This window comes from Nostoc sp. UHCC 0302, assembly GCF_038096175.1.
In the GTDB taxonomy this organism is placed as follows: Bacteria; Cyanobacteriota; Cyanobacteriia; order Cyanobacteriales; family Nostocaceae; genus UHCC-0302.
In genome coordinates, this window is sequence record NZ_CP151099.1 from 1,904,344 (window position 1) to 1,929,630 (window position 25,287).

At 39.7% G+C, this 25,287-nt stretch carries 23 protein-coding genes; 11 read left to right on the top strand and 12 right to left on the bottom strand.

Annotated features, from left to right (window positions below):
• Nucleotides 1-557: 557 nt before the first annotated feature.
• The 5 genes from WKK05_RS07950 (at nt 558) to WKK05_RS07970 (ending at nt 6,507) form a co-directional block, all read left to right on the top strand.
• Entirely contained in the window at nt 558-1,787 is a 1,230-nt protein-coding gene (locus tag WKK05_RS07950) for a sedoheptulose 7-phosphate cyclase (RefSeq protein WP_341529206.1), read from the top strand.
• A 4-nt stretch (nt 1,788-1,791) separates the two neighbouring features.
• The gene (locus WKK05_RS07955; protein ID WP_341529207.1) at nt 1,792-2,625 is read left to right on the top strand and encodes a class I SAM-dependent methyltransferase; all 834 of its coding nucleotides are present in this window, start codon (nt 1,792-1,794) and stop codon (nt 2,623-2,625) included.
• 55 nt (nt 2,626-2,680) lie between these two features.
• Entirely contained in the window at nt 2,681-4,078 is a 1,398-nt protein-coding gene (locus tag WKK05_RS07960; RefSeq protein WP_341529208.1) for an ATP-grasp domain-containing protein, read from the top strand.
• A 377-nt stretch (nt 4,079-4,455) separates the two neighbouring features.
• Nucleotides 4,456-5,346 (top strand): beta-1,6-N-acetylglucosaminyltransferase, encoded by an 891-nt coding sequence (locus WKK05_RS07965; RefSeq protein WP_341529209.1) that lies wholly within the window; start codon nt 4,456-4,458, stop codon nt 5,344-5,346.
• Between the two features lie 114 nt (nt 5,347-5,460).
• The gene (locus tag WKK05_RS07970) at nt 5,461-6,507 is read left to right on the top strand and encodes a D-alanine--D-alanine ligase (protein WP_341529210.1); all 1,047 of its coding nucleotides are present in this window, start codon (nt 5,461-5,463) and stop codon (nt 6,505-6,507) included.
• Nucleotides 6,508-6,637: 130 nt separating this feature from the next.
• On the opposite strand, the gene WKK05_RS07975 is transcribed toward WKK05_RS07970, so the two are convergent.
• The 4 genes from WKK05_RS07975 to WKK05_RS07990 form a co-directional block, all read right to left on the bottom strand.
• The gene (locus WKK05_RS07975; protein WP_341529211.1) at nt 6,638-7,936 is read right to left on the bottom strand and encodes a glycosyltransferase family 4 protein; all 1,299 of its coding nucleotides are present in this window, start codon (nt 7,934-7,936) and stop codon (nt 6,638-6,640) included.
• Nucleotides 7,937-8,045: 109 nt separating this feature from the next.
• Nucleotides 8,046-8,849, bottom strand: a complete 804-nt coding sequence (locus WKK05_RS07980) for a phytanoyl-CoA dioxygenase family protein (RefSeq protein ID WP_341529212.1) — start codon at nt 8,847-8,849, stop codon at nt 8,046-8,048.
• Between the two features lie 858 nt (nt 8,850-9,707).
• Nucleotides 9,708-10,640: a GIY-YIG nuclease family protein gene (locus WKK05_RS07985; protein WP_341529213.1), complete on the bottom strand. Its 933-nt coding sequence runs from the start codon at nt 10,638-10,640 to the stop codon at nt 9,708-9,710.
• A gap of 91 nt (nt 10,641-10,731) precedes the next feature.
• A complete protein-coding gene (locus WKK05_RS07990) occupies nt 10,732-11,178 on the bottom strand; it encodes a DUF1392 family protein (RefSeq protein ID WP_341529214.1) in 447 nt (148 codons plus the stop codon).
• 807 nt (nt 11,179-11,985) lie between these two features.
• On the opposite strand from WKK05_RS07990, the gene WKK05_RS07995 reads away from it, so the two are divergent.
• Entirely contained in the window at nt 11,986-12,417 is a 432-nt protein-coding gene (locus WKK05_RS07995; RefSeq protein WP_341529215.1) for a hypothetical protein, read from the top strand.
• A 204-nt stretch (nt 12,418-12,621) separates the two neighbouring features.
• Here WKK05_RS07995 and WKK05_RS08000 read toward each other — a convergent pair whose 3' ends face one another.
• Nucleotides 12,622-12,819 (bottom strand): hypothetical protein, encoded by a 198-nt coding sequence (locus WKK05_RS08000; protein WP_341529216.1) that lies wholly within the window; start codon nt 12,817-12,819, stop codon nt 12,622-12,624.
• Nucleotides 12,820-13,095: 276 nt separating this feature from the next.
• Entirely contained in the window at nt 13,096-13,842 is a 747-nt protein-coding gene (locus tag WKK05_RS08005; protein ID WP_341529217.1) for an SDR family oxidoreductase, read from the bottom strand.
• An 84-nt stretch (nt 13,843-13,926) separates the two neighbouring features.
• On the opposite strand from WKK05_RS08005, the gene WKK05_RS08010 reads away from it, so the two are divergent.
• On the top strand, nt 13,927-14,838 hold the full coding sequence (locus WKK05_RS08010; RefSeq protein ID WP_341529218.1) for a LysR family transcriptional regulator: 912 nt from the start codon (nt 13,927-13,929) through the stop codon (nt 14,836-14,838).
• A 397-nt stretch (nt 14,839-15,235) separates the two neighbouring features.
• On the opposite strand, the gene WKK05_RS08015 is transcribed toward WKK05_RS08010, so the two are convergent.
• On the bottom strand, nt 15,236-16,030 hold the full coding sequence (locus WKK05_RS08015) for a peroxiredoxin-like family protein (RefSeq protein WP_341529219.1): 795 nt from the start codon (nt 16,028-16,030) through the stop codon (nt 15,236-15,238).
• Between the two features lie 142 nt (nt 16,031-16,172).
• On the bottom strand, nt 16,173-16,349 hold the full coding sequence (locus WKK05_RS08020; protein WP_341529220.1) for a hypothetical protein: 177 nt from the start codon (nt 16,347-16,349) through the stop codon (nt 16,173-16,175).
• A gap of 655 nt (nt 16,350-17,004) precedes the next feature.
• On the opposite strand from WKK05_RS08020, the gene WKK05_RS08025 reads away from it, so the two are divergent.
• On the top strand, nt 17,005-17,316 hold the full coding sequence (locus WKK05_RS08025; RefSeq protein WP_341529221.1) for a hypothetical protein: 312 nt from the start codon (nt 17,005-17,007) through the stop codon (nt 17,314-17,316).
• 76 nt (nt 17,317-17,392) lie between these two features.
• On the opposite strand, the gene WKK05_RS08030 is transcribed toward WKK05_RS08025, so the two are convergent.
• Nucleotides 17,393-18,622 (bottom strand): glycosyltransferase family 4 protein, encoded by a 1,230-nt coding sequence (locus WKK05_RS08030; protein WP_341529222.1) that lies wholly within the window; start codon nt 18,620-18,622, stop codon nt 17,393-17,395.
• Nucleotides 18,623-19,354: 732 nt separating this feature from the next.
• Here WKK05_RS08030 and WKK05_RS08035 point away from each other — a divergent pair.
• Entirely contained in the window at nt 19,355-20,302 is a 948-nt protein-coding gene (locus WKK05_RS08035) for a glycosyltransferase family 2 protein (RefSeq protein ID WP_341529223.1), read from the top strand.
• Between the two features lie 85 nt (nt 20,303-20,387).
• On the opposite strand, the gene WKK05_RS08040 is transcribed toward WKK05_RS08035, so the two are convergent.
• The 3 genes from WKK05_RS08040 to hemE all read right to left on the bottom strand — a co-directional run bounded on the left by WKK05_RS08040 (nt 20,388) and on the right by hemE (nt 23,669).
• Nucleotides 20,388-21,236: an LCCL domain-containing protein gene (locus WKK05_RS08040; RefSeq protein ID WP_341529224.1), complete on the bottom strand. Its 849-nt coding sequence runs from the start codon at nt 21,234-21,236 to the stop codon at nt 20,388-20,390.
• Between the two features lie 329 nt (nt 21,237-21,565).
• Entirely contained in the window at nt 21,566-22,525 is a 960-nt protein-coding gene (locus WKK05_RS08045) for an NAD(P)-dependent oxidoreductase (protein ID WP_341529225.1), read from the bottom strand.
• Between the two features lie 91 nt (nt 22,526-22,616).
• Nucleotides 22,617-23,669 (bottom strand): uroporphyrinogen decarboxylase, encoded by a 1,053-nt coding sequence (gene hemE / locus WKK05_RS08050; RefSeq protein WP_341529226.1) that lies wholly within the window; start codon nt 23,667-23,669, stop codon nt 22,617-22,619.
• A gap of 116 nt (nt 23,670-23,785) precedes the next feature.
• Between hemE and WKK05_RS08055 the strand changes: the two genes are divergently transcribed.
• On the top strand, nt 23,786-24,529 hold the full coding sequence (locus WKK05_RS08055; protein ID WP_341529227.1) for a hypothetical protein: 744 nt from the start codon (nt 23,786-23,788) through the stop codon (nt 24,527-24,529).
• Nucleotides 24,530-24,619: 90 nt separating this feature from the next.
• Complete coding sequence (locus tag WKK05_RS08060) at nt 24,620-25,219, top strand: aromatic-ring-hydroxylating dioxygenase subunit beta (RefSeq protein ID WP_341529228.1); 600 nt, start codon at nt 24,620-24,622, stop codon at nt 25,217-25,219.
• The last annotated feature ends 68 nt before the right edge of the window (nt 25,220-25,287 follow it).

Genomic DNA, 25,287 nt, shown 5'->3' on the forward strand with positions numbered 1-25,287 from the left:
CAGTTAACTTCCTTAAAATCCACTGTCATTCTGACTTAAACAGAATGTAGCGAGTTTAGTGATATAAGGTTTGATGCTAATGTTAAAAAACAGCGAGCTAACGGTTAATCAGGGTTCTAATCTTAAATTGAAGCTTGGAGATCAACGATACGAGAAGTTTTGTCGGCTAGAATTTTTGCGGAATCGTACATTTGGAAAGCCACTAGAGTTAAACATAGTGGAATAAATCTGAATTCAGATAAATTTCCCAAATTTAAAGTCAATAATCCCGGAAGAGTGCAGTGTTATGACAAGATATTGCTAATGGGACTAGTTGACTAGCTTGAGGTTAAGCCGAATGAGAGGTTAACCCACTTACAGAATTTACTCAAATGGATGATGTTGTTTAATAACATTGCTAGTCTGCAATAAGTGTTAGCTTTTTATTGAAAGCTAATTTTGTCATGCCTTTAGTCTAAAACGATAAAGAGCATAATTTTTTGTGGGCATGCATTAGGGTAAATCGGAATTATTACCGAAATCTCACAATTTTTTAGTTGTAATAAAGGTCAACAAACATGAATAATGTTCAAGCATCGTTTGAAGCTACAGAAGCTGCGTTTCACGTGCAAGGGTACGAAAAAATCGATTTTAGTCTTGTCTATGTGAATGGTGCTTTTGATATTAAAAATAGAGAAATAGCAGATAGCTATGCGAAATTTGGTCGCTGTCTGACTGTAATTGATGCCAATGTCTATGAGCTTTATGGGAAGCAGATTAAGTCATATTTTAAACACTATGATATTGAACTCACAGTATTTCCCATCATCATTACAGAGCCAGCTAAAACCCTTGCAAGCTTTGAAAAAATTGTTGATGCTTTTTCGGATTTTGGCTTAGTTCGTAAGGAACCAGTCTTAGTTGTTGGTGGTGGTCTAATTACTGATGTGGCTGGGTTTGCTTGCGCTGCTTACCGTCGCAAGAGTAACTATATTCGCATTCCTACAACGTTGATTGGTTTAATCGATGCAGGTGTAGCGATTAAGGTAGCAGTTAATCATCGCAAGTTGAAAAATCGCTTGGGAGCATATCATGCACCTTTGAAAGTTATCCTTGATTTCTCATTTTTGAAAACCTTGCCAACGGCTCAAGTTCGTAATGGTATGGCAGAGTTAGTGAAAATTGCTGTAGTTGCGAACTCGCAAGTCTTTGAACTGCTATACGAATATGGCGAAGAGCTGCTTTCCACTCACTTTGGACACGTGAATGGTACACCAGAACTCAAAGAAATTGCCCATAAACTCAACTATGAGGCAATCAAAACCATGTTGGAGTTAGAGACTCCAAACTTGCATGAAATAGACCTCGATCGCGTCATTGCTTACGGTCACACCTGGAGTCCCACCCTAGAATTAGCGCCGCACGTACCTTTATATCATGGTCATGCCGTCAATATAGATATGGCCTTGTCTGCAACCATTGCAGCACAACGCGGCTATATTCCAACAGAGGAGCGCGATCGCATCCTGGACTTGATGAGCCGTATAGGTTTATCACTCGATCATCCTCTACTAGATGGCGATTTATTGTGGTACGCTACCCAGTCTATTAGCTTGACACGAGACGGCAAACAACGCGCAGCCATGCCTCGGCCGATTGGTGAGTGCATCTTTGTTAATGATCTGACTCGTGAAGAACTTGATGCTGCCTTAGCTGAACATAAACGTCTTTGTGCTAAATACCCACGTGGTGGAGAAGGTGTTGACGCTTACATTGAAAGTCAAGAAGCTCAACTCTTGGGGGTGTAAAGATATGACGAGTGTTTTAGGACGAGAAACAGCTAGGCCGATAACGCCACACAGCATCTTAGTAGCGCAGCTACAGCAAACCCTTAAATTAGCAGAAGAGAGCAATATTCCCGTAGAGATATTAGATTCTCTCCGTCAGGGAGTTCAATTAGCGACGGGTTTAGATCCCTATTTGGATGATTACACCACGCCCGAATCGAGCGCATTGACAGCTTTGGCGCAAAAAACTAGTAAAGAAGACTGGAGCAAACGCTTCAGTGATGGTGAAACGGTGCGTCAATTAGAGCAGGAGATGCTCTCTGGACATCTTGAAGGACAGACATTGAAAATGTTTGTTCACATGACCAAGGCAAAGCGCATTCTAGAAGTAGGAATGTTCACAGGATATTCAGCCTTGGCAATGGCAGAGGCACTACCAAGCGATGGACAATTAATAGGTTGTGAAGTAGACCCCTATGTAGCCCAATTTGCTCAAGCTTGTTTTGCTGAGTCTCCCCACGGCAACAAAATCGTTGTAGAAGTAGCACCTGCCCTAGAAACACTCCACAAGTTAGCAGCAAGAAAAGAATCATTTGATCTGATTTTCATTGATGCCGATAAAAAGGAGTATGTAGAGTACTTCCAGACTATCTTGGATAGTCAGTTACTAACTCCTGACGGTTTAATCTGCGTGGATAACACTTTGTTGCAGGGACAAGTTTACCTACCACCCGAACAACGCACCGCCAATGGTGAAGCGATCGCTCAGTTTAACCATGTAGTCGCCGCCGATCCTCGTGTAGAACAAGTTCTGTTACCCATACGAGATGGTGTGACTTTGATTAGACGCGTAGCGTAACGAAGTAGAGACGTTGCATTGCAACGTCTCTACAATAAACACAAAGGAAAGACTTATGGCACAATCAATCTCTTTATCTCTGCCTCAATCTACAATGCCTTCAACGGGTGTGAGGGTAAAGATAGTGGCTCTATTCAAGACTATAGGTACTCTGACATTATTACTAATAGCCTTGCCGTTCAATGCTTTGATAGTGTTGGTATCTTTGCTGTGGGGTATTGTGCGATCGCCGTTTACGAAAAAAGCTGTCGTAGCTGCTCATCCTCAGACTATCTTGGTAAGTGGAGCCAAGATGACTAAAGCATTGCAACTTGCGCGTTCCTTCCATGCGGCAGGACACAGAGTTATTCTGATTGAAGGTCACAAATACTGGTTGTCTGGCCATAGATTCTCAAAGGCGGTGAGTCGTTTTTATACAGTTCCTGCTCCGCAAGAAGATCCAGAAGGCTATATCCAGGCACTAGTGGAAATCGTCAAGAAAGAAAAGGTTGACGTTTATGTACCTGTGTGCAGTCCCGTAGCTAGCTACTATGACTCTTTAGCAAAGCCTACATTATCAGAATACTGCGAAGTCTTCCATTTTGATGCAGATATAACCAAGATGTTGGATGATAAATTTGCCTTCACCGATCAGGCGCGATCGCTTGGTTTATCTGTCCCCAAATCATTTAAGATCACAGATCCTCAACAGGTTATTAATTTTGACTTTAGTCAAGAAACCCGCAAATATATTCTTAAAAGTATTGATTACGACTCCGTTCGGCGCTTAAATTTAACCAAACTTCCTTGCGATACTCCAGAAGAGACAGCAGCCTTTGTCAATAGTTTACCCATCAGTCCAGAAAAACCTTGGATTATGCAAGAGTTTATTCCTGGCAAAGAGTTCTGTACACATAGTACAGTCCGGGATGGGGAATTAAGATTGCATTGCTGTTGTCACTCTTCTGCATTTCAAATCAACTATGAAAACGTCGAAAATCCCCAAATTCGTGCATGGGTGCAACACTTCGTCAAAAGTTTGCGCCTGACTGGACAAGTTTCTTTCGACTTTATCCAAGCCGAAGACGGTACAGTTTACGCCATTGAATGCAATCCCCGGACTCATTCGGCAATCACCATATTTTACAATCATCCCGGTGTTGCAAATGCCTATTTTGGTAAAACTCCCCTACCTGCACCTCTAGAACCCCTAGCCAGTAGCAAGCCCACTTACTGGATATATCACGAAATCTGGCGACTAACTGGTATCCGTTCCTGGAAACAATTGCAAACACGGGTGAATATCCTAGTAAGGGGAACTGATGCTATTTATCAGCTTGATGATCCTCTACCATTTTTGACTTTGTATCACTGGCAAATTCCCTTACTTTTGCTGAAAAATCTGCAACAACTCAAAGGATGGGTAAAAATAGACTTCAACATTGGCAAACTAGTGGAATTAGATGGCGATTAAAAGATTATTTTCATCTTGTTTTAGTGTTTTTGTTTTTCATTTCAGAGACACTAATAAAAATCACATACAATTACAGCAATTTTCACGCAATAACCACAGAACGTGAGGGCAGGGAGACTCTGCCCCGCAGCGTGGAATATTTACAGGAAAGTACTGTAAATGTTACGCAACATTAATCTTGATTATGTAGTGTAAATCTCAGCAAAATTTAGATTAATTTATGTGGATTTTAAAGTAATTTAGTCCTAACTTATTTTTTGGTGTTCGCTTCCTTTTAATTGGGTAAAAATGAATGTGATTAAGCCTAAATCCATCTGTTAATTATTGGGTGCTTATTCACCTAATACACAGCAAGATTTTCACGAAAAATAGAGAAAATGTCTAATTATAGGAATTTAATAGGTTTTATTTTAATAACTCATAGGAATAATTTACAATTGAACAGGCTAATTAATAAGTTAAATAGCATGTTCAATTATCCTTTGATTGTTTGTCATCATGATTTTTCGAAATGTGATTTATCTGTAGATAAGCTACCAAAAAATGTTTTATTGGTACGCCCTCACTTACAGACTGAATGGGCAGGTTTTTCTGTTGTAGAGGCTACAGGAAAAGCACTTAAACTAATGTACGAAGTAGCAGATGCACCAGATTGGTTTGTATTACTAAGTGGAGCAGACTATCCCATTAAAACTGCAAGGCAAATATTGGATGATCTGACATCAAATCCATACGATGTTTATATTCAGTATGAACAAATCACGTATAAGACTTATAAACAAGATTTAAAACCCAATATGTTATGGCAGAAAAATTCCTATCAACGATACTGTACAAAGTCGTTTTCTTTTCATTACTTCAAAAATCTGGAAATATCCTTAGATCATCCGCTATTAACAAAACCTTTCCTGCCATTTTCAAAAAAACTTGCTTGCTTCAGTGGTAGTCAATGGTTTTGTGCTAATCGCAAAGCTGCTAATTACATTATTGATTTTCACAGCCAGAAAAATGCATTAACCTTGTACTACAGTAAGATTAAGTATGCAGATGAGTCGTATTTTCAAACTGTACTTGCTAATGCACCTCACCTGAAATTAAAAAATGACCGTCGCCGCTATATTGATTGGTCAGCCTCCGGATGTCATCCAAAGACATTGCTGATGGAAGATTTGCCAAATTTGCTCGCTTCATCTGCTCACTTCGCCCGAAAATTTGACATTGATATAGATATCAATATTCTTAATGAACTTGATAAGATTACATCCTAGCCGTTACATATTTTGCTCAACTCAGTGAGGAAAAACTGCTTTTATAAGTCGTGTTGTGCTACAAATTCATGAACAATTAAACTCCAGTTATAAAATTACATAGGCAAATGAATTATGTCATTACTTCGTATCCTTCATTTAGTTGGGTCTGCACAAGATGATTTTTACTGTAATTTGTCACGGCTTTATGCTCAAGACTGTCTAACAGCAACAGCAGAGCGATCGCGCTATGACTTTCAGATTGCATACATCACACCTGATCACCACTGGCGATTTCCTACCTCCCTCAGTCCAGAAGATATCGCTGTCGCCAAACCGATGCCTTTGTTTGAAGCTATACAGTTTATAACAGCGCAAAACATTGACCTAGTGTTACCACAAATGTTTTGTATTCCGGGAATGACTAACTACCGGGCTTTATTCGACCTGTTGAAGATTCCTTACATAGGCAATACTCCGGATATTATGGCAATAACGGCCCACAAAGCCAGAGCCAAAGCAATTGTTGAAGCCGCAGGGGTGAAAGTGCCTCGTGGAGAACTGCTTCGTCAAGGAGATGTTCCGACAATTACACCTCCAGCAATCATCAAACCCGTAAGTTCCGACAACTCATTAGGGGTGACCTTAGTCAAAGAGGCTACTGACTATGACGCTGCTCTGAAGAAAGCATTTGAATATGCTTCGGAGATTATAGTAGAAGAATTCATCGAACTCGGTCGAGAGGTTAGATGCGGCATCATTGTCAAAGACGGAGAGCTAGTAGGTTTACCCCTTGAAGAGTATCTGCTAGACCCCTACGAAAAACCTATCCGCAGCCATGCTGATAAACTCAAACAAACGGACGATGGCAACTTGGGTTTCGCTGCTAAAGATAATATCAAGTCTTGGATTGTAGACCCTAACGACCAGATCACCCAAAAGGTTCAGCAAGTGGCGAAGAAGTGCCATCAGGTTTTAGGCTGTCGCCACTACAGTTTATTTGACTTCCGGATCGACCCAAAAGGAGAACCTTGGTTCTTAGAAGCCGGCTTGTATTGTTCTTTTGCACCCAAAAGTGTGATTTCTTCTATGGCTAAAGCAGCGGGAATCCCTTTAAATGAGTTATTAATGATGGCTATTAATGAAACGTTGGGCAGTAATAAAAAGGTGTTGCAGAATTGATAATGAATTTCTCAGTATAGGTTCTTCTCCTTGTAGTGTGTAGGCAAAGCGATCGCTTTGCCTACACCCGTCGTAGGATGCCCATTCGCGTAGCGTCTCCTTTTGGAGAAGGGCAGTAGGGCAAATGCTTTCAAAAGGTTGTTAATTCATAGTTAGTGGTTGTTAAATTAATGTTAGCCACTTCCTCAAAGAGGGATAGGTAACGATGTGCTTGTAGCTCGATAGTAAATTCTTGTTCGGCTTTCTCGCGAGCGCGATCGCAAAGTTTTTGATGCCGCTCTTTGTTCTCTATGACCCAGATAATACCATTTGCTAAGTCATCACAACTAAAACATTGCGCTCGATATCCATTTTTTTGATGTTCGACTATATCTTTGAGTCCCGTTGAATCAAAACAAACCACAGGTGTGCCGCAAGACAGGGATTCACAAGCAGTCAGTCCATAAGCTTCTTCAATTGATGGCACAATCATCACATCCGCAGATGCATAAATAAGTGCTAATTTATCCTCATCATCAACTTTGCCTAAGTAGTGTACCTTAAAACCTAAATCAACTGAATCTTGAGGTTGAGATGAGCCAAAAACAATTAGTTCAATCTGATCTTTCCACTCAGACTGACTCAATCTTTGCAACGCTGATTGCAATAGATCAAATCCTTTTCTGAAATTACTAGTTGCGTTGATTGCTCCGAATAGAATTAGTTGCTTATTTTGCGGTAGGCTCAGTAAGTTTCTGGCTACTTGAGTCTTTGTTGGTTTATAAATGCTGATATCTAACCCGTGAGGAATAACTCTGATATCACTATTGGAAAATAGTGAACTGGATTTAGCACATTCAGCAAGCCAATTACTAGGAGCGACAATAGTAAGCTTGAGATTTTGCCATGCTTTAGTTTTACGCTGCCAAACCCAGCGAGATAAATCCCAGCTATGCTTGCTACCCAGTTGAGGACAACTTCCACAAGATTTTGTATAGCGATCGCACCCTAGAGAATAGCAGCATCCACCTGTGAATGCCCACGTATCATGAAATGTCCAAACAATCGGCTTATTGAATTTTGCCAGTGCTTCAATTGGTATAAATCCGTCACATATCCAATGCAGGTTAATGATATCTGGCTCAAGTCTAGCAATTTGCGACGCAACTGTATTAGGGAGCCATTGAAGCCGAAAAAATTCAGGCTTACGTTGTCTATTTCTATAAAGTTTTAGTGGTAAAGCATTTACAATCGGGCGAGCTTTCCATATTATTTTGGCTACCTTATTAGGAGAACTGACCACAGTAGAGTCAGCTATTCTTTTATCTTGAATTAGCATCTGAGAATCAATTTTTAGCCTCAGTAGTTCTTGATGTAGCCGATAAGCAGCACGAGCAGCTCCCGCTCCTCCCTTGGGATCATAAGCATTAACCAATAGAGGCTTAATCATTGTTTATTCACTAACAAAAAGTTTCAGGCTACTCAAGCATGATCGTATGCAGTTGAATATTTAGTACAAATCATTTCCCAATTTGATCAAATTTATTTATTTGCACCAATTAGCAATGCAGTTCAACTCTCGGAAAGATGTCGCAGTCTATTGGCTCACCAGTTTTTTTTGCTTTGAGTGACTCAAATTCTGGGATATGAATTTCCTCAACAGGTCTGAAAGGCCAAGCATTCAGGCGGCGCTCATAAGTTATATCATCACCAGTCCAATTGGTCACCACCGCGCGTCGTCTTGTAGAGGATGTGTTTTTTACTGAATGATGAATTGTCATAAAATGATGAACCAAGCAATCTCCAGGCTCCATATCCCAGGATAAAATTTCGTGAGCTTCTGGCTCTACAAACCACAATGGATCAGATGCTTCACGTAACTCTTTGCCCCATAGATGAGATCCTTTGATGTACTCTAATTTACCATTTTCTTGGTTGACACTATCTAAAGCCAGCCAAATTTTACAACACTGGTCGCCTTGTATAGGCCAGTAAGATTTGTCATTATGCCAACCGACACGGCTATCTGCTTTTGGCTTTTTAACAAAGAAACCGTCACCCAAAAAGTTAAGTTTTTTCGATTTCAAGACTTGAGCAGCGAGCGTCCCCAGGGGAGATTCAAAAGCCAAAGCACGGAAATCACCATCATTGATCCATAAACTACTGCTATGCTCCACATGACCTTCTGCTTTTTCGGTGCCTTGTACATCCAAAGGACTAGGGATTAATAAGTTCTTTTCAACGGCTGTTCGCATCCGTTCTACCCAGATGTCATTTAACACATTTTTGACGCAAATAACACCATCTCGCTCGAAAGCTTTAACTTGTTGAGGGCTGATTTTTGATGTGTCTACCTTGAGCATCGTAACTTTTTCAGATTTTGAAATTTAACTGTTTTGGAGCAGATAAGCTAATTGGCATTCAAATTGCATATGGAAACAGAAGTTACAACCAGACTGCAAACTAAATGCATATCAGCTTATGTAACAACAGATTTCTAGAACCTGCTTTACTGTTATAAACTTTGTCACTATGTAACAAATTTTTTTAAGTATAAAGTATAGATTAAGTGAGAAATTCTTTCTGTGGGTGGAAAAATTTTCAGTCTGAGTGCAACATTGCTTGTTCACATCTATAAAATAACAAATTTCACTCTAACTATCTTGAGCTTTTTTAACAATAAGTGGAACAAGTGCCGCTAATTGTAATATTCTAGGTACAACGAACACTTCCACTATGCCGAAAGACCCAGTAAATTGAGTGATGAAGCCACCTATAGTTCTTCCTAAAGCACCACTTGCCCTAGTTTGGAATTCAATCGCTTTGCTGGCTGAGGTAAGTTTGCATTAGACGAGGAAGGATTCTTTTTAGCATTTCCTCTACAGATAGTATTTTGCAACCAAGCATGGTACTTGGGGTATGAATGTACGAGTGGAAAGTATACAGGACTGTTCCGGTTTGAACTATGTTTTAGCCAACAAACTTTTTGTAACCAGGGTTGTTTCCATAGGAACGTCTCTAGTACGCCAGCAGTTCAAATCAAGCTTTTAGTTAAAGCCTGTTCTTTAATGATTGTTTCCTCCTTCTCTCCAAATCAGTTGAGCAGGTAATAAATGATACTTTCAGGATGTAGCTGTTGTCCAGGTTAGGAAAGCAGCTTCAACCATATTTAACCCAACTATAATCTTAAGTTTTTGGCTGTTGTAGAGCATGAGTCTGGGTTAAATAGCAACTTGAGATAAGCTAATGTTGTCCTTAAGAATGTCTATTTCGACTGGAGAAAGGACTTTAGCTTTCATTTGTTGTAGCTCATGTAGAGCAGCGTTAGCATCGGCAACACCAAATTTGAAGTACTCGGTTAAACTGCCGATACGATAATTGAAATCCTGATAGCGGTGTTTGAAGTAAAGTTCGACATTACCCCGGTGTGACCAAGTTCCTAATACTTGAATATCAACAGTTTCATAATATGCAAGTAAATTTGTTTCTATTTCTGCCAATCGCTGTTGGATGGGTCTAGTAGTAACTCCTATCTTGTACAAATTACGTTTAGGCGTTTGAATCTCTAAAAAATATAGAGTACAAGATAAAATGCGCTGAAGTTGAGCGCGATAAAGTGTTAAGTCAGTGAGGCAATATGACTTCATAAGTGCATTTTTGTGTAAGGCGTATTTGGCCGCTAGTTCCAGTTTCAACAGCTTTTTGAGCAACAATGGTTCTTGCACTTCGTTGAACAAGCTGAATTCTAGCGCTCCAACAGGAATTTTTCCTAAATTAGTAAATTCATAAGCTGGAGGGGCTAAATACACGTTTTTATGGAACATTCCAGCTTTTAATAACCCTGGAGTAACTAAGCCAGGGCTAATAGGATAATTGATTGAACCATATTCCTTCCACAACAATTTTAACTGTGCTAAGTCTTTGCGTGATAGGTAAATATTGAAATTATCGTACAGTGGTAAAATTGGAAAATTACGGCTAGCTATAGGCAAGCAGGTGGCTGACGAATGTGCAAAGTGATGTTGCTTGACCTTACCTTTTTTGGCAGTTAGCTCACCTTGACAGTAAGGGCATAAAAGCTCAGTTTTACCACTACCAACATCTTCAACACAGACTAATTCTCCATCTGGAGCTACACCAAATTTGAGCCACATTATCTTTGATTATTTAATAGTTAAAAGAGAATTCAGCTTAGGACTCGCGCTTGATTTAACTAAGTATTAGTAGTTAAAGACACTCATGTATTTACCTCACTAAGTCAATATCGGTCAGCCATACAAATTGGCTTTGTGAAAGCGCGGACTGTTCTAAAATTGGAGAACGCGACTCGACACCGTAAAGCCAATTGTCTTTCAGGCGAAAAACTCCTTGTATAATTCGGCGTGAAGGTTGTTCACTGATGTTTGCCTCAACCACATCGCCTAGCCAAAAAGCTGGAGTAGGAACATTAGAGTCTTCAAATAAGTTTGTTGTGTGAAATTCTTCGCTATATAAGTAGAGCCTTATGTGATTGGAGACGATCGCATAAATCCACTGCTGCCCAGACCACTGAACGCCACAGCAGTACCCTGATAAATTTAAATTTGGTAAAAAAACCTTTTCCTGGATTTGGACTGCTAGTGGGGGCATAGATTGTCCCCAAGGTGAAGAAGAATGCCAACAGGATTCCAAAACGGTAATTTGGTTGCTCATAGTGAGATGCAGTTCTACTTTTATACATAGACTTGATTTCCACAGTGGTATCCGGAAGGTAATCCCACTCTTAACCTCGTCATTAGTAATACTTTGGCAGTAGCATATCTAACTTGAGCTTTCAGCAGCATCAACCAATCAGATATATCCCTTAAATAAACACCAAGTGCAATTGCCCTTAGCAGTTAGTGAGAGTGCCATTGCAGTTTGAGGCTCCAGTTGAAAAGTAGAAATTAACTACGATTAGGCAATGTACAAGTAGGCAATCATACTCCAACAATTAAATTCAATGCAGATACGGTAATTTTCACTCTAAACTAGTGCTAGTGTACTATAAGATTTCTAGTTTAGGATTTTATTTGCTTGGAAATGGTATGTGAAAAGCGAGACTGCTTATGGTGGAGCTACTCTTGGGACAAGAACCTGTCGCTAGAACTAGGAAGATAGTTCACGTTGATATGGATGCCTTCTCCTATCGGAGACGCTGCGCGAACAGTAGTTGCGATAAGCGTTCGCGAAGCGTCTCGAAGAGAAGCTTAAGCTTTCTCATTTGGAGACGCTAGCGCGAACGGCTATCGCTCGTTGCCCCTCCCTTATCTTCGTTCGACCAAGATTTGATGTTTCTCGAGAAGTTTCGGCTCAAATCCACTCCATATTCCAATACGGTTCAGTTAAGGGCTACTCGTACAAAATTTTGGGTTTTCGAGACGCGATAAATCGCCGTCTCTACGAGTGTTTTGGTTTTATCTGAACCGTATTTCTCCATATTCAAACGTTATACCGATGTAGTTGAAGGAGTAGCACTCGATGAAACATACTTGGATGTTACTGAGAATAGGCAAAACATCCAAGTATGCTTCTACCATTGCAAGACACATCAAAACTGCAATTTTCCAAGAAACGAAGTTGACAGCAACTGCGGGTGTTTCGATTAACAAGTTCCTAGCAAAGATGGCATCAGGTCAAAATAAACCCAACGGACTAACGGTGATTTTACCGGAGGACGCAATCGCCTTTATAGAGCAACAAAGAATTGAAAAGTTTTACGGGATTGGCGAGGTGACGGTGGCTTTGATGCATTCACTGGGGATTCATACTGGGGCTGAATCGAAAGAGCGATCGCTCTTGGAGTTAACACACTACTTTGGTAAAGCTGGTCATTATTGCTCGTGCCATCGGTGCAGAGTAATTTCAACACCACAAAATTCTAGTGTCCGATATACCCTTGATCAATCATAGTAAAAAGCGGGTACAACTGTGGTGTATCCCGCTTTTTACTATATAGACTTAGACAAAAATCAGTCAGAAAAAACACTCAAATATATATACACAGAGACTTTGACATCGTTTTACCTAATTTCTTGATATATGTACAGTGAGTTTTTATTTGTCACAGTGCCAAATTAATTTCATCGAGGGTGTGAAGCTTGAACTCAAAGGGCGTTAATGCCAAACTTTTGCCTGACACATATTGAACGCCTTCACTACCTTAGCCTTGGGAGAATAAGCAGCGATCGCTTCTGATAGTGATACTCCATCATAAGTTTTCGTTAAGTAATCAACATTAGAGGGGTCAACAGGATTGTTTATGTCTAATAGAATCTTGTTTGCAAAAGCTTCACTTCCTCCAGCTGCTTCCATAGCTTCAAATACTGCTTAGTGAGGAGTCGCTAGAACAATGACTTCACCAAACTCTGCTGCCTCTACAAGGGAACCAGCTTTTGTCCCCTGAGTCAGCCTACTTGCCAAACTCTGTGCTTTGCTAGAATCTCAACCTGCAATAAATAGCTCGTGTTTTCCTACCCAATGTGAACTTAAAGACTCTGCCATGCTGCCATAACCGATAAAGCTGACCTTCATTGCTATTTCTCCCTAATACAGTTCAATGGAAATCAAAGCACTATTTTTCATCTAGATTTACCACTGTAATTGTATGGGGCCGCCAAACTGACGCATCTCTGCAAAAAACTTTCCTTGCGCTCCTCCATCTGGAAGTGTTGCTAAATAAACAGCAGTTTCGGCTCCTTGGTCTGCTGTAAACGGCGCATTCTCTCCTCCCATGTCAGTTTTCATCCAACCTGGAGAATAAGCATTAACGAGAATATTACTACCAAGGAGTTCCTTTGCCAGAAGTACAGTTAGCCCGTTCACCCCTAGTTTGGATAGTCGATAGGAAGGTGCTATTGGGTAGTAATCATTATTAATTGCAGCCAGAGATGCCATTTCGGTTGAGACATTGACGATGCGACCGTAGTTGTGAACATTCATCAATGGAATTAATGCTTGAGAAATTCTCAGGAGCGCTAGAACATTGGTGTCAAATGTAGAGCGCATCGTTTCTAGTTGAACTGTCAATAAACTAGATTCCTCTGGCTTGGTTGTAGGATTGATGCCGGCATTGTTCACCAAAATATCTACCCTGCCGTAGGTTTCTCTTAGCCATTGAACAAACTGTGCCACATTCAAATCACTCGTAACGTCCAGTGTGTGATAGTTCACATCAAGTCCTTCACTAGATAATTGCTCTTTAACAGCAAGACCATCTGTTTGGTTACGACTCGCTAGAACAACATGGATGCCAATTTGGGACAATTTACGAGCTATGGCATATCCTAACCCGCGATTGCTACCTGTTACTACAGCAATCTTTTTCTGGTTTATCATTTTAATAACTTTTCACAACTTTCAGTTTCACTTTACTGAAATGTTCTAAATTAATCAAATTGATTGAAATAATATATTTAATCGATGGGATTAATAGATTTGTCTGCCATTGATCTGAACCTTCTGGTCGCCTTTGAAGCACTTTTTGAAGAAAGGAGTGTAACAGCAGCAGCAACACGATTGTATTTAGGGCAACCGGCTATGAGTGCAGCACTTGCAAGGTTACGCATACTATTCCAAGATGAATTATTTATCCGAATTGGCAGACAAATGCAACCCACAGCAAAAGCTCTGGAAGTTGCCCAAGGTATAAAAGCTGCTTTACAACAAATTCGGCAGACATTGGAAGCCAGCCAAACATTTGACTCTACTACTTCTAAAAGTACTTTTACAATTGGCAGTTCAGATTACACTAGCTTTGTTGTCATGCCCAAGCTTCTAGAAGTTTGTCGTCGAATTGCACCAAGCATTAATTTTCGATTAATTGGTTTTGCAAAAGACTTTGTGGGAGAATTATTAGAGCGACGAGAGATTGATCTAGCCTTGGGTGTTTTCCAAGACCCACCCAGGCAAACAATGCAAATGCCATTATTTCCAGAACACTTTGTAGGCATCTGTCGTCTTGGACATCCCATTCTCTCCCAAGACGTTATTACACCAGAATTTTTCGCTAGTTTTCTTCATGCTCTTTTCACTCTCAGACAAGATGAAGTTGGTGAAATCGATAAAGCACTTGCCCAATGCCACCTCCAGCGCCGAATTGTTTTGACGACTCCTCACTTACTTGTGCTACCAGCAATCATTTCATCAACTGACTTGGTTGCTGCTGTTCCATCACGATTAGTAACACCATTGGCATATCAAGGTGCATTAGAAATTTTTGAACTTCCTGTACAAACTCAACCGTGGATGATTTCAATGCTGTGGAGCAAACTTATACAGCAGGATCAGGCAAATTCTTGGTTACGACAGATGCTAATAAGCGTTTGTGAGTAAATTTAACACACAACAGAAGTGTTTTAACATTAATTACATAACCCTAAAGCTGATAATTTTCCTAATAAAGAATTATTAACTGAGTAGGGCATTGGTGCAGCGATCGCCATCTGTAACATCGGCAATTCCACACTCGCGTTCCCCCTGCCGTTGCCCTATGCTGTCTTTATAAGATAAGAGCGAGGTTACAGTACAGTTTTGCAGTGATTGGATTGCTTATTTTGAGGATATAAAAATTGGGTTAATTGCAGTGTCGGCAGATTATCCTCCTACCGATGCAGTTAAGTACTCGCGTTTTTCTTTTGTGCAACAAGAGCCGACACCTAATCGTAATGACTTCAATTGAAAAAAGGGCAAGGCATGAGGAACTTCCCAATGGTGCAAGCACCAAAATGAATTACTTATACAGGAAAGATAAGGGATTGCTCATATTTTCCGCAAAACCCAGAATACCGCGATCGCGATTTTCATAAATTAATTGACCTTGAGAATCAAATAGAAAAGTTCCCCCGCGTTGTGTCAAATAAGATGAGTCCGGTACATAAATATTCCAGTTGCTTAAAACTTCGGTCATGTTTCGCAGACGCAGAGTTGCTAGTTCAAATGGACGCTGAAAGCCTTTTCCTCCAGCCGCTTTGAAAAACACACCTTTGATTGGTGGTAATGGCGTACCCCTCACAACTTCCTCATCAGCAATCAATTGCGGTGCTTTTTTATCACCTTTATAACCCCTAAAAACTTCCTTCAGCGTTCCAGGGCTACCAATCCCTGCACACATAAGCATTAAATTCAGCCAAGCTTTTTGTGATGTTGATAACATGGGGAATTGTATAGACAAACCGCGATAAAGCCCTAAAAGCTCGTGAATTTGAGCTTTTGCGTCTATAAACAGCCATTCTTGAGGAAACGCAGTATATTCGCAAAACTTGATTCCAGAATTGCGATTTCCAATTCCAATAGCACGAATTGTGATTCCTCTGGCTTCGATCTCTTCTTTTTCTCTTCGCAGCCACCAAGCGTATTCCAGATTATCAAAATCTCCTAACTGCGACCAAATAAGTACGAGCAACTTTGAAGTATGGGTGCAACCATCTAAAACAGGTTTAATCTCTGCATCACTAACTCGCAAGAGTTGAGTTTGACTCAAAATCGAGTAAATATCTGGAGAATTGGCGGGTGTTTGAGTATTCATGTACGTGAAGGCAACAGTCTTTAAATAAAATTTTAGATGGATTCGAACAACCCTGACATATCTAATACTCGTTCTGACCAAGCATTAGCTTGCTCGGACATATTTCTGCGTCCGCTACCATCAGACCAAATACTATCGAAAGTTAATTTCCATTGCGGCGATCACCCCTCAAGGAACTGTAGAAGACTGCCACCTTGGAAGTTAAGTAAGCTAAACCAAGGCGTTGTGTTTCCCTTTGTATTAACCCTAATAAACCTTTGACGGCAGCACAGGAGTTATAGAAGACAATCCGTGGATGTTTAAGTGGTTTCTCCGACACACTACCTTTAATTTTGCCACTCTTCAAATGTACGGTGCTTTTTCAGAAATCAAATACTAGTTCTATATTTCAGAATAAATACGGATAAGTATATAAGCAAAAAGTTTTCTCCGCATTTACCCAACAGTCTTAGATTTATATCCATCTCCTTAACTCATACACATAGCCATCTAGAGAAGCTACTTTGCAAAATTCAGATTTTATTAAGGATTTACATACTTTTATTTGACTTCATGAAATTTGTAAATTAGTAACTGATTAGCCCAAAATAAGTTTTCTTAAAAAATCAGTAATATTCCTCTTTGAAAAACAAGGTATAGAGATTTAAATTGTTAATGGTTGTGCTGGCTTAGTTCTTAAAGAAACCTAGATGATTCCAGGTGCATATTTGTGTAATCTCTAATTCTCTTTACTAAGTTGCATTTAAATATGAAGCGGACGGCAGGCGAAATACCTGCCATTACAGACTCATAGGTAACTTAATTTTTTCAAAATCTTAACGCAACTTACAATTCAAAGTAAAACTATTTTTTAATCTATGTTTTTTTTGAACTGCAAGTATTTATTTGAGAAAAATAACTGTTTCATTTTTAACTAGTAACCAAAGCTAATTTCACAACCTGTAGATATCTTTTAACCTATTTTAAAAGTCACTATGCAGCAAAATATTTTTAATTTGCTAGTTATTATCTTGGGAGCAAGTTCTGCTTTCATTATTACTCCATGTCAAGCTCAAACTCCTGGAGAATCTAATCGCGAAGCTACCAATAATCTTAGTTCTATATCTTTAGATCAACCTCCTGCCAGAGAATTGAGTAATCTTGCTACTTCTAGTTCTACTAGCAAGTCATCTATTGTTGAAGCTAATAATTCCTCTGCTTCTAACGCCAGCATAACTGCAACTAAACCTAAGCCGCGTATTCCTATATTTAGTAGAGTTTTTCCTGCACCTTCAATGCAGCAGTAATTAGCTGCTACACATTTAGTTTAGCTATTTGAACTGATTAGAGAATAGATTAGTACAATTCAGTTTGGCATTACTACTATCCATTACTATCTCCAGTCAGACAAACTTGCTCATAATGTTTAGCAGCGATATCCCAGGTAAAATATCTTTCTATCAGCTGTCTCCCATTGCGTGATAATTCAAGTCTAATCTGTGGATTATCAAATAGTTGACTAATAGCAGTAACATACTCTGCTGGCTCATTTGCTCGTAACGCCCGTAGTGTACCATCAGCATCATCTACAGCTAGTCCTTCTAAGCCGCGATCGCTTGCCACTACGGGTATACCTGCTGCCATTGCCTCTAAAGTTTTATTTTTAATACCAAAGCCAGTCCGCATAGGTACAACGCAGATGGTTGCTTTGTGTAAATATTCTACCATCGAAGCCACACGCCCAGTTACATTAATTCCCGGTTTTTCTTTGAGTGCTAGAACTTCTGCTACAGGACGAGAACCGACAATATCAAAAGTTGTATCAGGATAATATTTTTGGATTTCTGGCAATACTTGATTGCTAAAAAAGCAGACAGCATCAATGTTTGCCAAATTATCCATTGCGCCAATAAAAATTAAGCGATGTCCACCTGGATCATTGGTACGGTTGGAGAAAGAAACTAAATCTACGCCGTTGGGAATAACTGTAATTTCACTATTGGGATTGAATTCTTGCAGTTGAATTTTATCCTCTTCTGTTGTTACTACAATTGCTGAAAATTTAGAACAGTAGTTTTGCTCATAACGACGCAAAAGCGGTAAACTAATTTTGTCTCTAAGTGTATTTTCAGAAATGCCTGTTGCTAGTTGATTACGACAAGTACCATAAACAGAACTATGAACATTGACTATAGTTTTTAGCTGCTTCTGGAAATCAGGGCGTACATAAATTTCATTAACGCTGTGTTCGCAGGTAATTACATCACATTTCCCTGACTCCACAAAATTGTCAATCCATAGTTGCATCTCGGCTGAATAACGGTTGAGTACGCTAGGGGGTGTTCCTTGTTGTACAAATGTGCCAAAGCGTTGTATTTTTTTAAGTATTTTTGAGGTGGGTTCAGAGTCTTGGGGACGATTGAAAACGATCAGATAATCCACAAAATCGCGTAATTCTGCTAATTCTGCATCTGTCACATCGCCTTCGCGTTGAGTCACAAGGGTAATAGTATGACGTTGGCTCAAGTGCTTCAGTAAATTAAATGTCCTCACCTGAGTTCCCCCCCGCGTTGGTGGATAGGGAAAGGTAGAAGATAGCATTAATATGTTCATACAAGTGATTATTCGTAAAACAAAGGTGATATATATACCATGACCTCATTACCAGCAGGATGTCATCACAAATATCCCTTATATATTTTTTGGAAAATTCTTATAAATTAAAGCAAATAAAAAGCTAGCTGATATTTCACTAATAGCAATGGTAAATTCACTGTATAGCTCCAAATAAAAGGCTTCAGGATTTGGTAAGCGTAGACTTGGGCGCTGGGGAGGTCGCACTCTTAGAGGATGTTTGAAAAGTATTTTTGGTAACATCAAAGCCTCCCAAACCTAACCCCCCTAGCCCCCCTTCCCTACGTTCGCGTAGCGGCACGAAGTGCGGGAATGGGGATTTTAAAGCCTCTCCCCGAAACGGAGAGAGGCTTGGAGAGCGGTTTATAGTATACTTTGCGACTTTTCAAACAATCTCTTAGACGCCACTTGCTTCAAGCCGCTGTCTATTGCGTAAGGGCTTTTCCTGACCCATAGTTCTCCCAAATATTGAAAATCTGGTTAATAGATAGGGCATAGTGGTAGTTTCAAAATTGAAAGGTGGTGTTTATATAATGAATTTTTTGGGAACAATAGCTGATGCAGGTAAAAAAGATTTATGCTAAAGGACTCTTTCGGTATTTATACGTTTGCTAATGATGTGGTCTATGACCAACTAGTAGCTTTGCTAAACATTAATAATATAAATCTAGTTAGTAATTAATACAAATATAAATTTTTATTTATAAGAATATGCCCAAAATTACTGTTTGTATTCCTACTTTTAATCGTGTCAATCTCCTGCCCTATGCCATCGAAAGTGTACTCAACCAGTCTGAGCAGGACTTAGAATTAATTGTATGTGATGACGGTTCTAGCGATGGGACACCTGAGTTGATGTCACGGTACACAGATAGCCGGATTAAATATATCCGTCATCCGCAAAATATTGGTAAAAGCAATAATATGCGCTCTGGTTTTGATGCTGCCAGCGGTAAATATTTTATTAAATTTGATGATGATGATAGGTTGACAACTGATTTTTTAGCACGTACTGCTGCAATTCTGGAACAAGATTTTAGTGTTGATTTTGTTGGCACAGACCACTGGATAATAGATATAAATAATGTCCGCGATGAGGCTAAAACTAAAGAAAACTCTCAACGCTGGGGTCGGAAAAATTTAATGCCGGGTGTTGTGGATAACTTGCTAGAGGTTGTGTTTATTCACCAAAGCTTTCAAATTGGAGCAACGTTATTTCGTCGTCAAACTTTACAAGAATTAGGATTTATGCTGCCCAATCTGCAAAATTGTGAGGATAATGATTTATTTGTACGGTTGGCTTTAGCTGGAAAAAAAGGCTATTACTTACCAGAATTATTGATGGAATATCGCTCTCATGCAGAACAGCAAGGTATTAATCGAGCGATTCCTTATTTATTTGATAAAATCAAATATTTAGAAAGTTATAAGTTTGATTTAGAGAAACTAGAAGCTATCAGACGAAATCGCCTTGCAGAAGCGCAACTATTATTAGGTTTACGTTTAATTGAAAAAGGTGAAACGCAAAAAGGTAGAGAGCTAGTTTTGGCAGGAAAATCTATTTCAACAGTTAAAGCGTTGACTGGTTTAGGTTTATCGTTATTACCAGTGCAGTTACGGAGTAAAGCATTTAATACATTGCGACAAGTACGTGGTTAAACAATCTGTATGACCGCCAACTTACGCTCAAATGTTCATGCAGTAAGTATTTTAGTAATCCAAAAAGATGTGTGTACACGGTAGTTCACAAGCAACCGACAACAGGTAAGCAAACTTTGGGCTTAACCTTATTAATAACTCGATTAACAGCAGGAACATTTGATGACGTAGGCTCAATTGCTACAGGAGAACCATCGGGATTTAGAAAAATAAAGCTATCTGAACCGGAGTTAAGCCCATTGCTTCTTACACCATGACGATTGGTTGCTACATAATTTCCTTCTGGACTTGCGATAATTTTAATAGTTACTTGCCCCCCATTTTTAGCTGTGATTAGTCCAGCATGAACAGCTGCACTACAAATCGAAGAACCAATGTAGTAAGTGCCGGTTCCATACACCGAACCAATACGACCATTAGGTTGGCAAACAAATTTAAAATCCTGATCTAGTCGTCCGCTCAGGTCAAGAGAACTAGCGCTAGTATTCCAGTTTATTTCTCTTGAATCCAGATTTGCCACAGGAGAACCATTAGTATTTAGAAAAATGAAGCCTTCCGAACCGGAGTTAAGTCCATTGCTTCTTACACCATGACGGTTGGTTGCTACATAATTTCCTTCTGGATTTGAGATAATTTTAATGGTTACTTGCCCCCCATTTTTAGCTGTGATTAGTCCAGCATGAACAGCTGCACTACAAATCGAAGAACCGATGTAGTATGTATCAGTCCCATACACCGAACTAATACGACCACTAGAGGGGCAAACAAATTTAAAAGCCCGATCTATTTGTCCACTAAGTTTAAGAGAGGAAGCACTAGTATTCCAGTTTATTTGTTTTGCAGTTGGTTTTGATTGACTATGAGAAACTGTTGGCAACATCACAATCAGTAAAGTGTTAAGCATAACCAAACTAGAACGAAATACTTGCCACATTAGATACCTCTATTTTTTCATTATAAGAACTCTAAGAACTAGATTCTTCCAACAATAATTACATAAGCGCAAGAAAACCGAACCAAAACTTACCAGCTTTTAGCAACTAGTAATTGTTCTGATTTTCTCAGCCATAACGTAAATTATCTGTCTTTTTAGTCCCGCAGTAATTAGCGATCGCGTATTCTTTATTCTTTTAATGTATATATAATTTTTACAAATCAAACAGGACTGCGATAGTTCCTAAACATCTTTTGTATAAGTCTATATTTTATATTTAGGAATGGATTTACTACTTCCATTGACCTGCACTACAATAACTTTTGCAGTCAATCATAATCAGCATCAACACCGCTAATTTTTAGCACATCACTCATAGTCGCACAGTAATTTGGTTGGTCAAAACTAGCAGGATTAATCGCATTTTCATAAGTAAAATGTCGATAGTCCATGCAAAATCTACTCCAAGCATCCATCTGAATGCGGAATACAGCAATAATAAAATTAGCTAAGGTTAAAGATAATGGAATGCGAAAGTAAATTTTTTTGCCTAAATAGGTGCAAACTTGTTGTATTGCTTGGTCTGCTGTTAACTGTGCTTGACCTAAAACTAACTGTCGTGGTTCATCTTCTTTAGGGGGATGATCAATTAAATATCGCACGACGGTGGCAATATCTCGTGCATGAATAAAGTGAAAACTACCATCTGCTTTGAAGAAGCGAATTAAATTTATATATTTGGTAACTTCTGAAATACCAGAGGAAACATGAGAATAAGGTTTATTAACATCACCGCCCAAAACTAAAGTCGGAAAAACTTTAGTAATTTTGGGTGCGATCGCTAACTCTGACATCACTTCTAAACACTTATACTTGGAACGAATATAATCTATTCCAAGTTCTCCTGCTTCCTTCAACGGTTGATTGTGGCGATTTAAAACGCTAGCAGTAGAAAAATAAATTACCTGTTCACACCTATTTGGATCTAGAAGCTTAAGTAACTCTATAGTTTTGACTACATTAATCTCAAATGTCTCTTCACCACCCCAAGCCGTCGCTGTGAGTACTGCCGTATCAATTATTTTGAGCAAATCAGCAAAATCGCTAATTTTTTGCATATCGCCTTGCAAAACGGTGATACCTGGACGTGCTTGAGTATCAACTTGCAGTTTACTGGGGTTCCTTACCAGCAAATACAACTCGTGATTTGTTTCTTTAATTAAAGCTTCACTGAGGTAGTGGCCCACACAGCCACTTGCACCAGTCACTAAAATGCGTTTCTGGCTCATATAAAATTTTTATTGTTAGAGTCAATAGTCATTTGCTAATAGTCAGCAGTTAATAACAACTAACCAATGACAAATGACTATTGACAAATGACTAAACAAGTGCATTGAGTTGTTTTGCCGTTTCAAAGAAGAAAGCGACATTCTCTTCTGGAGTTTCTGGTAGTACACCATGACCTAGATTGAGAATGTGACCCCAATTTCCAGCTTTGCGAACGGTATCAAGAATACGATCGCGGATAAACTGTTTGGAACCAAATAACACTCCAGGGTCGAGATTACCCTGTACTTTCACTTGTTTGCCTAATCTTGCTCGTGCGTCTGCCATGTCTACTGCCCAATCTACACTGACAATATCAGCACCGGATTTTGCCATTCTTTCTAACACACCTGCACTCCCGCTAACTAGCAGAATTAAAGGTGTATCAGGATGGGTTTGCTTGACTTGCTGGAAGACTCTTTGCTGATAAGGTAGCGCAAAGGTATCGTAATCTTGAGGACTTAATTGTCCAGCCCAAGAATCGAACATTTGCACAACTTGAGCGCCGCTGTCAATTTGATAGCGGGCATAAACAGCGATCGCGTCTGCGAATTTAGCTAACAACTGATGCAGTATTGCGGGGTCTGAGAATGCCATGTTTTTGATGATGGAGTAGGTTTTGGAACCTTTCCCCTCTACTGCATAAGCTGCTAATGTCCACGGCGCACCCACAAAACCCAACACGGTTGATTTATTGCCCACTTCTGAGCGCAAAGCCTGCAATATTGTCTTAATGAATGGTAGAGCTGCTTCTGGTTCTAAGGGGCGCAGACTATCAACTTGTGCTTGAGTGCGAATCGGCGAGGAAATAATTGGGCCTTTACCTTCGGCAATGTCCATATCAATGCCTAAACCAGGCAATGGGGTTACAATGTCGGAAAATAAAATCACTCCGTCTGGTTGAAAGGCTTTCCAAGGTTGGAGGGACACTTCAATTGCGACTTCAGGAATTTCTGAGCGATCGCGAAACGAAGGGTACTTCTCCCTTAAGTCTCGATATGCTTTCATATATCGTCCCGCTTGTCGCATCATCCATACGGGGGGACGATCTACTACTTCACCGCGAGCAGCCCGGAGGAGATGAGGAGCCGTTAACGAAACACCCATTTAACACTTCATCCTAAGTCACTTTTTTATGCCACTGTTTAGCTTATCATTCTGAGATTACGCTTTTTCAGCAGGTTCGTGTCAAAAGCCCTAATTGCATCTTTACTTAACTTTATATGCAAAGCGACTCTAACAGTCCCTATCATATTGCATCTACTAATAACGATTCCAATTCTGGAAAGTTTTTGATCCCCCGCTCCCAGCGCCGGAGATTCTTTATCCAGTTTACCTTAATGACCGTCTTGGGATGGATTGTGGGTGGCATTGCCAGCATAGCTATAGAAAAAATTATTTTGGAAAGCTTGGCAGTTACTGCCGCTCAACAGTCAGCAATATTCGTCACTTTGGTAAGATTTCTCAGCAATATTATTTTTGCAGTGGTTTTTGCCGCCGATCAAGCACTAGTACTTTACCGATATTTACCCGGTTGGCTGTGGATACTTGCAACTAGCTTAGGTTGGCTGATTGCCAACACCGTTTCTACAGCTTGGATTGGCTATATTTCATCTGTTGCCTTATCGTTAAATCAAACTTTATCTCCTGAAGCAGCAATTATTTTTGGATTTCTGTCAACTATTGCTTATATTTTTTCGGGAATTTGGCTAGGTATTTGTCAATGGCTAGTGTTGAGACGATACACAGCAGATGTTTGGTGGTGGAATTTTCTCCCCTCGATTTCTTTTTTCTTTATCAGTGTCTTAATTGGATTACTTTCTCTTGTGCAAGATTTGATTCCAGAGGCAAATCGTACTTGGATTGGACAAGGATTTGCGGCAGTGATGCTGGGAATTATACCAGCAATTGGCTTGTGTACCTTACAGAAGGCAGGGAGGCAGAGGGCAGGAAATAATACGAATTAAAAATACTGTTAAGCTATTCGTCACTGAATAAATAGCTATTTTGCAATTTTAATCTAAAATTTAAAATTTTAAATAGAAAAGAGGTGAAGATTGTCAGTTAATCAGGAAGAAGAATATACTAACAGTTCCCGTTTTTCCTATTATGTAAATGATAAATTTTATACTGAATTAGTTGAGGAAATTAAGAGATGGGAAGATGAACAGGAATTAGTTAACCAATCAATTAGGCTAGAGTGCGAGGCGTTGCTGTTTCGTGAAGCGCGGTTGTTAGATGAGGCAAAATTTGATGCTTGGTTGGAGTTGTTTACCAGCAATTGCCTTTATTGGATTCCTAGCATTTCAGGTGGTGGAGATCCAAGACGGGAAGTATCGATCGCTTTCGATGACAAGAGACGCTTAGAAGATAGGGTATTTTGGTTGCAGTGTGGTTTTGCTTACGCGCAAACACCGCGATCGCGTACTAGCCGGATGATTAGCAACATAGAACTATTTCCTTGTGCAAAGGAAGGAGAAATCAAAATTCGTTCTAACTTTGTCATCCACGAATTTCGCCTCGGTCAGATGAAAACTTTTGCTGGGTCGTATCGGCACAAGTTGCACCAGCAGGATGGCAAATGGAAAATAGCTCTCAAACAAGTTAATTTGATTGACTCAGATCAGGGACATGAAAACTTGACTTTTTTACTTTAAAGGGAGATGAGGGGATAAAAGAGTGGGGGACAAGGAGGACGAGTGAGAGATATATTTTGGAATGCAAC

What these genes read in the sequence shown, in the direction of transcription:
- WKK05_RS07950 (WP_341529206.1), top strand. Translation starts at nt 558, where the DNA reads ATGAATAATGTTCAAGCATCGTTTGAAGCTACAGAAGCTGCGTTTCAC.
- WKK05_RS07955 (WP_341529207.1), top strand. Translation starts at nt 1,792, where the DNA reads ATGACGAGTGTTTTAGGACGAGAAACAGCTAGGCCGATAACGCCACAC.
- WKK05_RS07960 (WP_341529208.1), top strand. Translation starts at nt 2,681, where the DNA reads ATGGCACAATCAATCTCTTTATCTCTGCCTCAATCTACAATGCCTTCA.
- WKK05_RS07965 (WP_341529209.1), top strand. Translation starts at nt 4,456, where the DNA reads ATGTCTAATTATAGGAATTTAATAGGTTTTATTTTAATAACTCATAGG.
- WKK05_RS07970 (WP_341529210.1), top strand. Translation starts at nt 5,461, where the DNA reads ATGTCATTACTTCGTATCCTTCATTTAGTTGGGTCTGCACAAGATGAT.
- WKK05_RS07975 (WP_341529211.1), bottom strand. Translation starts at nt 7,936, where the DNA reads ATGATTAAGCCTCTATTGGTTAATGCTTATGATCCCAAGGGAGGAGCG.
- WKK05_RS07980 (WP_341529212.1), bottom strand. Translation starts at nt 8,849, where the DNA reads ATGCTCAAGGTAGACACATCAAAAATCAGCCCTCAACAAGTTAAAGCT.
- WKK05_RS07985 (WP_341529213.1), bottom strand. Translation starts at nt 10,640, where the DNA reads ATGTGGCTCAAATTTGGTGTAGCTCCAGATGGAGAATTAGTCTGTGTT.
- WKK05_RS07990 (WP_341529214.1), bottom strand. Translation starts at nt 11,178, where the DNA reads ATGAGCAACCAAATTACCGTTTTGGAATCCTGTTGGCATTCTTCTTCA.
- WKK05_RS07995 (WP_341529215.1), top strand. Translation starts at nt 11,986, where the DNA reads ATGAAACATACTTGGATGTTACTGAGAATAGGCAAAACATCCAAGTAT.
- WKK05_RS08000 (WP_341529216.1), bottom strand. Translation starts at nt 12,819, where the DNA reads ATGGAAGCAGCTGGAGGAAGTGAAGCTTTTGCAAACAAGATTCTATTA.
- WKK05_RS08005 (WP_341529217.1), bottom strand. Translation starts at nt 13,842, where the DNA reads ATGATAAACCAGAAAAAGATTGCTGTAGTAACAGGTAGCAATCGCGGG.
- WKK05_RS08010 (WP_341529218.1), top strand. Translation starts at nt 13,927, where the DNA reads ATGGGATTAATAGATTTGTCTGCCATTGATCTGAACCTTCTGGTCGCC.
- WKK05_RS08015 (WP_341529219.1), bottom strand. Translation starts at nt 16,030, where the DNA reads ATGAATACTCAAACACCCGCCAATTCTCCAGATATTTACTCGATTTTG.
- WKK05_RS08025 (WP_341529221.1), top strand. Translation starts at nt 17,005, where the DNA reads ATGCAGCAAAATATTTTTAATTTGCTAGTTATTATCTTGGGAGCAAGT.
- WKK05_RS08030 (WP_341529222.1), bottom strand. Translation starts at nt 18,622, where the DNA reads ATGAACATATTAATGCTATCTTCTACCTTTCCCTATCCACCAACGCGG.
- WKK05_RS08035 (WP_341529223.1), top strand. Translation starts at nt 19,355, where the DNA reads ATGCCCAAAATTACTGTTTGTATTCCTACTTTTAATCGTGTCAATCTC.
- WKK05_RS08040 (WP_341529224.1), bottom strand. Translation starts at nt 21,236, where the DNA reads ATGTGGCAAGTATTTCGTTCTAGTTTGGTTATGCTTAACACTTTACTG.
- WKK05_RS08045 (WP_341529225.1), bottom strand. Translation starts at nt 22,525, where the DNA reads ATGAGCCAGAAACGCATTTTAGTGACTGGTGCAAGTGGCTGTGTGGGC.
- hemE (WP_341529226.1), bottom strand. Translation starts at nt 23,669, where the DNA reads ATGGGTGTTTCGTTAACGGCTCCTCATCTCCTCCGGGCTGCTCGCGGT.
- WKK05_RS08055 (WP_341529227.1), top strand. Translation starts at nt 23,786, where the DNA reads ATGCAAAGCGACTCTAACAGTCCCTATCATATTGCATCTACTAATAAC.